Here is a 10,701-nt window from a genome sequence, read left to right on the forward strand (position 1 = left end):
AGCAAGCTGACCGAGATCAGCGCCTTCGGATCCAACCCCGGCAATCTCCGGATGCTGACCTACGTACCGCCGCAACTGCCCGACAGCGCGCCCCTCGTCGTGGTGCTGCACGGCTGCCTGCAGACTGCGCGCGCCTATGACGAAGGCAGCGGCTCGCGCTGTGGATCTTCGCGGTCATCGTCCCGCTCATCTTTGCGGCGATCACCTACCACGAGGTCTTTGGTTAGGTTTTGGATGGACGCACCTAGTGAAAATTCATCGGTGCGTCCGAAAGCTTCCCTTACAACGAGATCCCGTAACTGGCCGTTTCGGCAGACCCCGTTAGTCCGCTAAGCGGACTGAGTCTGCGTGCCCGACATCGCCTTCATTGCGTCAAAGCTCCGTGTGAGCGCCCGCCAGAGGCTGCCGATCTCCTCCGATCCAGCCGATCCGGAGTGGGACTCGTTAACACCGGCCCCATGGGCTAAGGAGAGCGACAATTCAGGGCGATGCGTGATCTGACCGGCCCATGTCGGGACATCGAGCGCCTGCGTCGCCCCTCGAGCATCCACAACCATCGGATCATCCGAGCCATTCTTGGCCGGCGCAGCGTTGATGACCACTGCATAGGGCTTCTTGAGGTCACGGCACATTCGGATCGTGGCCTGGACGGCATCGACGTCGAACAACCCCGGGCGCATGGGGATCACGACAAGATCCGCATGCCAGATCGCCTCGGCCACAGGGGCTTCCGCGTTCGGCGGCGTGTCGATCAGGACCCATTCGGCCCCGGCGCGGCGCGCCTTCGTCAAGGTGGCCGCAAGATGCTTGGTACCAACGTGGAGCCCAAGATCCTGTGAGCCCCGGACCCGGTGCCAAAGGGCCAAAGACCCCTGTGGATCCGCGTCAATCAGGAGCGTCGGCCGGCCATTCTCGGCCATATAGCTCCCGAGATGCGCAGCAAGGGTGCTCTTTCCGGAACCTCCCTTGCGGGACGCAAAGACCACGACATTCATGCCATTTCCCCCAGTCTTGATCAGGTAAGCTATCGTCGCGCGAGTATGGTTAACGGAGCCTTATGCCCCTGGATCGTCATCACACCCGAAGCCAGTACATCCAGCCTGACCCGTTCCGTCCGCTCCAAAGCTGCCGCCAGAATGCCGGTACGGTAGGCAATCGGCCGTCTCGGCATGAAAGGCCTGATGGCGCGCGGTTCATTGTCATTGCATGGTTTCGGCAGTGCCGGCCTCCTCCTGATCTGTCGCTTGCACATAGGAGTCCCCTTCCCCCGCACTTCAATTAGCGCAGCAGCATTGTGTGAAGGTGACGCCGTACGATTGATCCCGGCGCCTCGGCCGCATCCACAAGCCCCGGGCAAGCTTAACCATGTATCAAGACGATCGCGGCAGTGTGCCTCCTCGTTTGTAAGGAGTACGCACCATGACGGCTTGGCAGAACCACGACCGGGGACCGATCACCGAGGAGAAACTCCTCAAAGCCGTAAACATCCTGGCCGATCTTGTCGAAGAGAAAGGGCCTGCCTTCCGGCCGCTCTACCTAAGCCTTCGCCAGCAGCTCGCTGACCTGCGCCTGCAGCAAGGAGCCGAAGCGGCCCACCCTGCGATCGCTGCGCGAAGCGGAAGCAAGGTTGCTTAAAGCCATGGTCTCTCCCGGATTGTAAGCCTGAGAGAGATCAAACCCCTCAAAGATCTGATGTTTTTAAGGCGACACCGCGCTTGCCAGGAGGTCTTCTGCAGTAAGCCTGATCTACAACGAGCGGCAAAAGCTGCTTGCCAACGCCTTTGATCGTGCATCGACGGCCTGCTTCACGGTTGGCATCGCCACTCCGCTGGTCGGGTGCCTGTATAACATTGACGGGTTCGGAAACAACGCCGATCTTGTGCAACTCTTACCGATCGCTGCGGTCGGACATTCGCTGCCGTGATGTTGCATAGGTTTTCAAAAATGGCTCTTGGAGGCTTGAAGCAATGACGGGACAGACACTGATCGTTTCGGTCGTAATGCCTGGCATTGTAGTATTGCTCGGCTTTGCGGCCCTGAAGGCCAACGAATGGTACAATAAGCGCCATTCGCACTAAGGCATTGCTTTAGCCAAAGCTAGTAAAAGCCTGAATATGCAGAAGGATCGGTATTTCGCCGGTCCTTTTTCTTTGCTCGTTGCGGATCCCCAATCCCCATCATTCCGGACAAAGAATGAATAGCAGCCCCCACCAGTGCCCTGCCGATCCTACGTTACGACCGAGGGCGGCCTGTTCCACAGGCCCATCGGGTCGGCGATTGTCCTTCCCTGCTCAAGCAGCGGGCGTTTCGTTCCAATCTGCTTTGGTTCTTATTTCGGCGGTTGCGGCATTGCCGACGAGTGATGGTCCACAATGATCCAGCCGTCGGCCTTCTTCACGTATGTGAAGCTGTACCGCGCCGGGAGAGTCTTGGGCTCTCCGACCTTCACATACGAGAAGGTGTAGTTGCCTGTATTGACCGCCGCATCCCCATACACCCTGATCACCTGCTCGCCGAGCGCAACCTTCAGGTTGGGAAGTGCCGCAAAGGCGCTGACGAAATAATCGCGCATCCCGGCTCGATCTGTCCGCACGGTGGAAGCCAGCGTTCCCCAGAGGACGGCGTCCTCGGCGTACAGGGGCAGGATGCTCTCCGGCTTGTTCTCTGCAAGTGTATCCGCCCACTTCTGTGTCGCAGCGGCAACCTCTTCCTTGGGGCCGGCCGCAGCGGTCGTCGCGCTCAGGAACGCACCGAGGAACACGAATGCCAGAGGATGAAATCGGGAGCTCCTCATGTCGCCCTCCATGGTTGTGAGCATCCTCGCCATTGTACGCTTCGGTGCGATCCCGACCAACAATCGCTCAACGAGATCCATCGCGGTGAGAGAGGAGTTTCAGAAACTGCCGGAAAGGAGGGGAGCGTAGTTCGTCATCCTTTCCTCCGGACGTGGGCTGACGAAAAACATGGATGACCGCTACGGTACAGAGCTAACCTTAGCCGTACTTCTGCAAGAGGTCTGCAAGAAGAGAGTGAAGCGGGCCTTTACACGGCCCATGCTTGAAGACCGGCCCCGACCCGACAGGGCCCTTTTCCAGGAGCTGGACGTGCAATCTCATGAGTAGACACTTGCAGATGGTCGGATGAGCAACATCGCCGGCTCAGCGTTCTCAGGCTGCGCCTGCGGCCATTTCTTGCTATGATTGAAACCAAGCTGGGGGTGGCCGCAGATCGGCCGTGCACTAACGGCTGAGGGGAATAGGCTGATGGACGCGCTCTCCTCCCAGGAAGCCGACCGGGTGGCAGCCCTCGCGTTGTACCGGGTCATGAGCACCCCGCCGGAATTTTCCTATGATGCGATAACCGAGCTGGCAGCTGAGATCTGTGGCTGTCCAGTCGCCCTGATCAGTCTGATGGACGAGCGGCGCGCATGGATGAAGTCCAAGTACGGCCTCCCCGCCGATATGATCGAGTGCCCACGCGAGATCACGATGTGCAACACCACCCTGTGTTCCAACGATCTGATCTATGAACCGGATTTGACCACGAGCGAACGGTTTCGAGATCTGCCCATGGTGGCCGGCGAGCCCTATGCTCGGTTCTATTGCGGGATGCCCTTGATCAATCGGGAAGGGTTTGCCCTTGGCACACTCTGCGTCATAGGGTTTGAGCCCCGTCAGTTGAGCCCGTCGCAGCGGGAGGCGGTGCGCCGCCTATCACAGCAGGCCATGGCCCAGCTTGAACTGCGCAGGCAACTCCTCGAGCGCGATGAGCTCCTGGGCGAAATTTCGCAAGCAAGGGCTGCTGCCGAAGCGGCTCGCGAGCGGTCGGACGGGCTTCTCAAAAGCATCCTGCCGGAAGCAATTGCTGAGGAACTCCAGGCGAGCGGCAAGGTTGAGCCGCGCTTCCATGAGGCCGCCACGATTCTCTTTGCGGATTTCAAGGCATTTACGCGCCTCACTGAAACTCTCGATCCGGCGGGACTGATCCGGCAGCTCGACCAGAACTTCGCCCGTTTTGACGAGATCGCGCAGAGCCATGGGATAGAGACCATAAAGACGGTCGGCGATGCCTTTATTGCGGCTGGTGGTTTGCCGTTGGGCAATCGTAGTCATCCCATCGATACATGTCTCGCAGCACTGGAGATGCAACGTTTCATCCGCAGTTCCAACCGGCAGCGCGAAAGACTGCGCTTGCCACTGTGGGAGTTGCGCATTGGCATCAACTCCGGCCCTGTTGTGGCCGGGATTGTTGGGCAACGGCGCTTTACCTATGACGTGTGGGGTAACGCAGTGAACGTGGCGCAGCGCTTGGAAGAGGCTTGTGAACCGGGCCGCGTGAATATTTCCGCCAGTACCTGGCATCAGGTCTCCCGTCTGTTCGAGACCGAACCTCGAGGGTCGGTTCAGGTAAAGCATATCGGAGCCATCGATATGTATTTTCTCGATCGTATCCGCCCGGATTTCTGCACGGATACAGAGGGCGTTAGCCCAAACGAGGCGTTCTGGCGGGCCAGCGGCACCGGATGAAGCGTGGCATCTGAAAGCCTTGTGATCCGGGATTCAAGCAAAAGCTCGAACTTCCCACAGAGCGAAGCCGTGGGTTGAGCAGTGGCGGTGATTACGGGCAACGCATCAGACGAATGTCAGCCCTCGGCACACTCGCGAAGTACACCGAATGTCTGCTGACGAAGGGGACAACAGACATTCCTATGGCGTTAGCAGTTTCCTCGGACGACCCGGAACGGCTCTTCCGCGATTGCGCCCCAGTGCGTCTATGCTCATTGCGCCCGCGCCCTCATCCGATTGCCCGGCGTTGCCGGAAGACTACGTCCACAGAGAGGACCATGGATCCAGAGTGATTCATGTAAATCGGCTCGGAAACGTTGACCCCTGTCAGAACGAGCGCAACCTGTTGAGAATACGAAACAAACGCCAACAATAGAAGTGTCACAGTCGGCGCCGGTCGTGATCCTCCCGATCTGAGCAAAAACCGAAAGCTACTCAGAAGTTTAGGCCGAGCAAGAGATGAGGTCTCGGTTTCAGGCCGAATTACAGGCATCTCAGCGAAGCGTCCATAGGTGGTTTAGGCTGCGAGCCTCCTCGTCGCCTGCAATCGGACTGCAGGCTCTCTGTAAGGTGGCGGATTGGAGCCCAGGCTAAAGTCCGGGGTTTTTGACCTGAGCCCATCCGAGTTGGTTGGGGCAACACGGCGCCTGTGCGCTGCCGCTGTTTGCCACCGCGCCGGCACGAGTGCTAACGAGCCACACCTAGGAACACCGCCGAGGAGCAGCCGAATGCGCGATCAGAAGTCCGTGAGCCATGACGCAACCCTGACCCTCCACGCCGGGGCGGGCCATCGGGAGATTGGGGCGCCGGCATCCTCGCCTCCGGTGCTGGCAACGAGCTTCTTCACCCATCCGGACGCGGTGGGCTTCTCAGCCAACGATCTGAATGAGGCCGCGCCGCATTTCTACACCCGCTGGAGCAACCCGACCCTCGAGCTGCTGGAAACCCGCCTGGCCGCCCTCGAGGGCGGCGAAGCGGCTCTCAGCTTCGCCAGCGGCATGGCGGCGATCAGCGCCCTGTTCCTGGACCGTCTGGGCAGCGGAGATCATTTGGTTCTATCGAACGTCTGCTACGCTGGCGTCGCGGAGCTCGTCCATGACATCCTGCCCAAACACGGCATCGCCGTCACGGCCGTTGACACATCAAACTCTGCGGCTGTGGCTGCGGCGATGCGGCCAAACACCAAACTTATCCATGTCGAGACGCCGGCCAATCCGATCCTGCGTCTGTCCGACATCGCCGCCATCGCCGACATCGCCCATGCAGGTGATGCCGAGCTCTCCGTTGACGCGACCATTGCTACCCCGCTTGGTACCAAGCCGCTCGCGCTTGGCGCCGACTACGTGGTGCATTCGCTCACCAAGTACATCGGTGGCCATGGCGATGCCCTCGGTGGCGCGGTGATCGGCCGCCAGGAGCGGATCGCCGCCTTGCGCAAGGGCAGCCTGATCCATCTGGGCGGCTCGCTCTCGCCCTTTGCCGCCTGGTTGATCCTGCGCGGCCTGGAAACCCTGGCACCCCGCATGATGATGCACGAGGCCAACGCTCGCCGGGTCGAGGCCTTCCTGGCCGATCATCCGAAGGTGCGATCGGTGTTCTGGCCAGGCTCGCCCCACCATCCGCAGCATGATCTGGCGGCACGTCAGATGCGCAACTTCTCTGGACTGCTGGCATTCTCGGCCAAGGAGGAGGGCGGGGCATTGGCGCGCCTGCTCGCCGAGCGGCTGCGGGTGGTCTCGTATGCGGTCTCGCTGGGCAAGACCAAGAGCCTGCTGTTCTACATTCCCACTGAGGACATCCTGCGGTCCTCGTTCCGCTTAGAGGGAGAGGAAGCCCGCTCCTACCGCGATTGGGCAGGCGATGGAGTGTTCCGTTTCTCGGTTGGGCTGGAGGATCCTGACGACATCATCGCCGATCTGGAGCAGGCCCTTGGATGAGCAAAACCGCCAAAATTCCCTCCGCGAGCAAAAGTCGAATTCATAGCTTTTCTTCCACCACGTCTTCGGCTTAGCTTGAGGCATGAAACTTCATATCTATGCCGTTGCTCCTGCTCCCGAGGTCAACCATCGCGCCAATCGGCTCCTGACAGCTTTGGAGCCGGACGACTTTGCGGCGCTGGAGCCGCACCTGCACGGAGTCAGCCTGCAGCAGGACCAGGTGCTGTACGAGGCGGGCGATCCCCTGCACCATGCCTACCTTCCCCACGACACGGTAGTCTCGCTGGTGGCCGTGCTTAAGGACGGCCGCTCGGCCGACATGGCGGTCTACGGCCGGGAAGGGGCCCTGGGCTTGGTGAGTGCCGTGACAGCCGCCTAATCCTTCGGGCGCTCCATCGTGCAGGCCTCCGGCACCGCCTCGCGGCTCGAGCTGGAGCGCCTGCATGAGGTGATCAGTCAACGCCCGAAGGTGCGTCAGCTGGTGCTGCGCTTCACGGAGGCGATGATGGCCCGGGTTCTGCAGAACGTGGCCTGCAATGCGGTCCACAGTGTCGAAGCCCGCGCCTGCCGCTGGATCCTCAGCATGCACGACCGGCTCGACCGGGACACCGTGCCGCTCACCCATGAGTTCCTGGCCGACATGTTGGGCGTGCAGCGCTCCACCGTCAGCAGCATCACCCGATCGCTTCAGGAAGCAGGCTTCATCAAGCAGGGTAGGGGTGTAATCACGGTGACGGACCGTACCGGGCTGGAAGGCGCCTCCTGCGAGTGCTACGGCACTGTTCGTAACAGCTTTGAGCGGCTGCTCCCTCACACCTATGGGAACACCTCGACCAATGATCTCCGTCAGCAGCGGCGCTGTTCCTGATCCTTGTTTCACACGACCGCCGAGTGCGCGACGGCCTCGCAGGTGAAATCATCGGCCCTATCTGTGATTTCGGAGAGAAGCCAGGAGGGTAGAATGTCGGATCACATCTACAAAGTGGTTGAACTGGTGGGCTCGTCGCCGAGCAGCATTGAGGATGCCATTCAAACGGCGATCAAGCGTGCCGACCAGACCTTGCGCAATTTGCGCTGGTTCGAGGTGGTGCAAACCCGCGGGCAGGTAGAAAACGGCGAGGTCCAGCATTACCAGGTGGTGCTCAAGGCTGGCTTCACGCTGGAGGGCGAATACCCGTGACGAGGCGAGATCACGAACCCGCTCCGCCCAGACATGCAATGGTGCTATATGGCCTACAAACTCTCCCGGCTTGCTCCAGGCAGCTATGACGTGCTGCTCCATGGAGTGATTATCGCCAGTTTGGTCCAAAGCGGCAGAACAGATGACGCGACCTGGACGGCAGAACTCCTGCTCGATTTGCCTCCTGAAGAGAGGCCTGCTCCGTTCACCGAACTTGAGCATACATTTGGCAGTCTTGAAGAAGCCCAGAGATGGCTTGGAGATGCTGAGATCCGTGGAGCAGGTGGAGAGGACTAGGTATGGCAGAGGTCATTGCATTTCCCCAGCGTGTGGAGACGAAGACACTCCACTTTGATGAGAAGCATGCCTTCGGAGAGATCGGCGGCCTCATGCTCTCCCTTGTACAGGAGCAGGATCATCCGGACGGGCCGATCACGCTCGTCCTGCTGGGAGGTGTTGACGGCTTTCTTCCGCTGGAGTCATTCGAGCCGACACCAGAAGGGTTCGAGGCAGCCCGAACAGCAGGCGAGATGGCATTGCGGGTTCTTGCGGCGGGGCATACCAATTGGGCGGAGTAGCGGTTCTCGCTCAGCTAGGCGAGATGGCAATTGAGATCATCAGTGTAGGTGTCGATCGTGCCGGCCGCGGGCCCAAGTTCCGTTGCAAGGGCTTAGGGCCACAGCTGGGATGGCCACTGGTTGGTCCGCATGAGTTCCTCCTGAAGGAGGCCCGGCCACGGCAGCGGTTACAGACTTCTTGTCAAAATTACAATTATGCAAAATGTTATATTATAAGGATAGCTGAGGAACACCCTTACCGCTTCAGAGCACTCGCCTTCAGCTTCGGATCCGTAATCCGGGCCAGATTGCGATCATGCTCCTCAACAATCCGCTGCGCCTTGGCCGTAAGCGTCCGGCTGCTGGCAGCAGCTTTCGCGCGCACCCGTTCAACGAAGCTCGGGTCGAGTGTATTGCGCTGGCCAGTTGAGCCCGCGGATCTGGCGGCGGTTGCGCCACGAAGGATTTTCACGCCCATGAATAACCAAGCCTTGCTAACCGCTTAAGCGGCTCTTCAAATATGGTGTTAATTCCCTCAGAGAGCAAGTTGATGACGCTCTCCAGGTCCGAGGCCTCCTCGGCCACCCGCTCCTCGCCCTCCACGACAACGACAAAGGCGGGCTCATCCTGCTCAGCCGTGAACACCGGAACGCACAGTGACCATGCGAGTTCCGGCCATACCAGGCGTCGGCGCTGCCGGTTCGCTGGACCTGGAAGAATTTCCGTACCTTCCGCATCATAAAATAACCCGGCCACCTGGACGATTTCTGTAAAGGTGGGCTCTCGTCCCAACCAGGTTCGGCCGGCAAGCGAACCTTCCATCGGCAACAGCATCGCCTCATCGGTATGCTCCTCGTAGCCGATCCCATGCCGGAGTCTGAGGGAGCGGTACAACCCGGCCTCTTTGATGGCGAGTGCGACCCGTACTCGGCCCGTCAAAGTCCCCGAGGCGAAAATGCTTTCCTGCTCTTTCAGCACGGCGCGGGTGAGCACATGCACATCCCTGGCTGCCTCTCGAAGAACACCAGGTCCCTCCAGAAGCCGCTGCACAATGCGGGCTCGAGCATAATTGGTAGCCTCCGCCACCGCGTTCAAAGCGGCATCTGCGCCGATATCAAAGTCCAACACCTTCAGCTGGGTTTCCATCGGGACCACTTCGAGCCGACCGACAGCCCGTTTGTTCAGAACGGAGGAGCCGAAGATAGCGGTTTTCACCGCAGCTCCAAGCCATCCGGTCGGAGACACCCGAGCGGTCGAGGACGTGTCGATGATCTCGACAGCAATCGTCAGGGCGTCGGGGTCGAGAGCACGCTCCTCATCGAAAGGCCACGCCGGTAAATTCGACACGAGGCCACCGTCTAGAAACACGGACGATCCAAATTCAAAGGGGCGGAAGATCACGGGAAGGCAAATTGAGGCCGCTACAGCATCGGCAACCAGGGTATCGGGTGTTTGCTCGGGCGAGAACAGCCTGAGCTGACGTGCATTCAGGTCAGTGGCGACAATCTTCAACGTTGGCCGGCCATCAACGCCGAAGTCGGAGAACAGAACATCACGCCCCGGCTCGGTGGGGAAAAGTCGCTCCTGCAATAGCTTCCGCAAAGCGTCCCGAAAGGTATGCACACTCGACAGACCGCTAAGCAGCCAGCGGCCTCCGACCACACCAACAATAATCCAAACGGCTACTGCGAATCCTACAGCCCATTTGCCGTAATCATGGGCGGCGAACACAGAGCCGGGCAGGGCAAGAAGCAGCAAGCTGACTGACGCGATCCGGCGCCGGCCGGAAAAGGCGACCGCCGCAGAACGTAAAGCAGCAATCCGCGCCCACCCTCCCCGACCGAAAATGTCGGTTGCTGTTCGAAACTTTGGACCAAGCAATGGAAGCAGTGTTGTGCCACGGATAGGATCTGCCATGTCATCGGCATGCATCCCGGTCGCTCTCAAGGCTGCAATGATAGCACCTGCTGACGTACCGGCGAGCCCAGTGATATTCGCTCCGTACTCCTCAAGCGCCTTCAGGGCGCCGATGTGGACCAGCCCTTTTGCGCCGCCCCCTTCGAAGGCGACGAAGACACGATCAACAGTCCTGTCCTCGGCAGGCTCGTCCTCCTGGATCATCGATCTATCGGCTCAGCCATGGGACAGGGCGCCTCAATGGGTTTCAACGACCTGTAGCTAGCAGGAGGCGGTAAAGACATCCCTTCGAGCAAACAGGCATAGGCTTGGAAAATCTCCGGCAGGGGTTTATGTGCTCCTGCATTCTCTCGATTGCTTTCCGGTCAGCGGTTGCCCCCGGGGCGTGAGACCCATTCTCGGCCAGGAAGCTGTTACGATTAGCATAGGACACGATACATGCCCGGCATCGCACGTCAGTTCGAGCCGCAGATCACCCGCACCGGTGGCGCTCCCTCCAAGTACCGCTTCACCGCCCGTTGCTCGGGATGCCACAAGACGGACAC

At 60.0% G+C, this 10,701-nt stretch carries 12 protein-coding genes; 8 read left to right on the forward strand and 4 right to left on the reverse strand.

Annotated elements, in window-relative coordinates; translation table 11 throughout:
• Nucleotides 1-329 precede the first annotated feature (329 nt).
• On the reverse strand, nt 330-995 hold the full coding sequence (locus KBI52_RS04110) for a ParA family protein (RefSeq protein ID WP_210805528.1): 666 nt from the start codon (nt 993-995) through the stop codon (nt 330-332).
• A gap of 424 nt (nt 996-1,419) precedes the next feature.
• Between KBI52_RS04110 and KBI52_RS04115 the strand changes: the two genes are divergently transcribed.
• Nucleotides 1,420-1,635: a hypothetical protein gene (locus KBI52_RS04115; RefSeq protein WP_210805530.1), complete on the forward strand. Its 216-nt coding sequence runs from the start codon at nt 1,420-1,422 to the stop codon at nt 1,633-1,635.
• 694 nt (nt 1,636-2,329) lie between these two features.
• Here the strand turns inward: KBI52_RS04115 and KBI52_RS04120 are convergent.
• Nucleotides 2,330-2,827: an SgcJ/EcaC family oxidoreductase gene (locus tag KBI52_RS04120; protein WP_210805532.1), complete on the reverse strand. Its 498-nt coding sequence runs from the start codon at nt 2,825-2,827 to the stop codon at nt 2,330-2,332.
• A gap of 436 nt (nt 2,828-3,263) precedes the next feature.
• On the opposite strand from KBI52_RS04120, the gene KBI52_RS04125 reads away from it, so the two are divergent.
• From KBI52_RS04125 to KBI52_RS04150, 7 genes are all read left to right on the forward strand, one after another.
• The gene (locus KBI52_RS04125; protein WP_210805534.1) at nt 3,264-4,526 is read left to right on the forward strand and encodes an adenylate/guanylate cyclase domain-containing protein; all 1,263 of its coding nucleotides are present in this window, start codon (nt 3,264-3,266) and stop codon (nt 4,524-4,526) included.
• Between the two features lie 767 nt (nt 4,527-5,293).
• Nucleotides 5,294-6,502: a PLP-dependent aspartate aminotransferase family protein gene (locus tag KBI52_RS04130; RefSeq protein WP_210805536.1), complete on the forward strand. Its 1,209-nt coding sequence runs from the start codon at nt 5,294-5,296 to the stop codon at nt 6,500-6,502.
• Nucleotides 6,503-6,584: 82 nt separating this feature from the next.
• Nucleotides 6,585-6,881, forward strand: coding sequence for a hypothetical protein (locus KBI52_RS32675; protein ID WP_247654172.1), 297 nt, complete (start codon nt 6,585-6,587; stop codon nt 6,879-6,881).
• 18 nt (nt 6,882-6,899) lie between these two features.
• Complete coding sequence (locus KBI52_RS32680) at nt 6,900-7,370, forward strand: Crp/Fnr family transcriptional regulator (protein ID WP_262266238.1); 471 nt, start codon at nt 6,900-6,902, stop codon at nt 7,368-7,370.
• A gap of 93 nt (nt 7,371-7,463) precedes the next feature.
• Nucleotides 7,464-7,682 carry a dodecin gene (locus tag KBI52_RS04140; RefSeq protein ID WP_210805538.1) on the forward strand — a complete coding sequence of 73 codons (219 nt, stop codon included), beginning with the start codon at nt 7,464-7,466 and terminating at the stop codon, nt 7,680-7,682.
• A gap of 48 nt (nt 7,683-7,730) precedes the next feature.
• Nucleotides 7,731-7,979: a hypothetical protein gene (locus KBI52_RS04145; RefSeq protein WP_210805541.1), complete on the forward strand. Its 249-nt coding sequence runs from the start codon at nt 7,731-7,733 to the stop codon at nt 7,977-7,979.
• 2 nt (nt 7,980-7,981) lie between these two features.
• Nucleotides 7,982-8,260, forward strand: coding sequence for a hypothetical protein (locus tag KBI52_RS04150; protein ID WP_210805544.1), 279 nt, complete (start codon nt 7,982-7,984; stop codon nt 8,258-8,260).
• 235 nt (nt 8,261-8,495) lie between these two features.
• On the opposite strand, the gene KBI52_RS04155 is transcribed toward KBI52_RS04150, so the two are convergent.
• A complete protein-coding gene (locus tag KBI52_RS04155; RefSeq protein WP_210805545.1) occupies nt 8,496-8,717 on the reverse strand; it encodes a hypothetical protein in 222 nt (73 codons plus the stop codon).
• On the reverse strand, nt 8,708-10,360 hold the full coding sequence (locus KBI52_RS04160; protein WP_210805547.1) for a patatin-like phospholipase family protein: 1,653 nt from the start codon (nt 10,358-10,360) through the stop codon (nt 8,708-8,710). The genes KBI52_RS04155 and KBI52_RS04160 overlap by 10 nt, the downstream gene beginning before the upstream one ends.
• Nucleotides 10,361-10,701: the final 341 nt, after the last annotated feature.

This window comes from Microvirga sp. HBU67558, assembly GCF_018069605.1.
Taxonomy (GTDB): domain Bacteria; phylum Pseudomonadota; class Alphaproteobacteria; order Rhizobiales; family Beijerinckiaceae; genus Microvirga; species Microvirga terrae.

Bases quoted from the DNA above. Each gene is read 5' to 3' on its own strand.
- KBI52_RS04110 (WP_210805528.1), bottom strand. From the start codon at position 995: ATGAATGTCGTGGTCTTTGCGTCCCGCAAGGGAGGTTCCGGAAAGAGC.
- KBI52_RS04115 (WP_210805530.1), top strand. From the start codon at position 1,420: ATGACGGCTTGGCAGAACCACGACCGGGGACCGATCACCGAGGAGAAA.
- KBI52_RS04120 (WP_210805532.1), bottom strand. From the start codon at position 2,827: ATGGCGAGGATGCTCACAACCATGGAGGGCGACATGAGGAGCTCCCGA.
- KBI52_RS04125 (WP_210805534.1), top strand. From the start codon at position 3,264: ATGGACGCGCTCTCCTCCCAGGAAGCCGACCGGGTGGCAGCCCTCGCG.
- KBI52_RS04130 (WP_210805536.1), top strand. From the start codon at position 5,294: ATGCGCGATCAGAAGTCCGTGAGCCATGACGCAACCCTGACCCTCCAC.
- KBI52_RS32675 (WP_247654172.1), top strand. From the start codon at position 6,585: ATGAAACTTCATATCTATGCCGTTGCTCCTGCTCCCGAGGTCAACCAT.
- KBI52_RS04140 (WP_210805538.1), top strand. From the start codon at position 7,464: ATGTCGGATCACATCTACAAAGTGGTTGAACTGGTGGGCTCGTCGCCG.
- KBI52_RS04145 (WP_210805541.1), top strand. From the start codon at position 7,731: ATGGCCTACAAACTCTCCCGGCTTGCTCCAGGCAGCTATGACGTGCTG.
- KBI52_RS04150 (WP_210805544.1), top strand. From the start codon at position 7,982: ATGGCAGAGGTCATTGCATTTCCCCAGCGTGTGGAGACGAAGACACTC.
- KBI52_RS04155 (WP_210805545.1), bottom strand. From the start codon at position 8,717: ATGGGCGTGAAAATCCTTCGTGGCGCAACCGCCGCCAGATCCGCGGGC.
- KBI52_RS04160 (WP_210805547.1), bottom strand. From the start codon at position 10,360: ATGATCCAGGAGGACGAGCCTGCCGAGGACAGGACTGTTGATCGTGTC.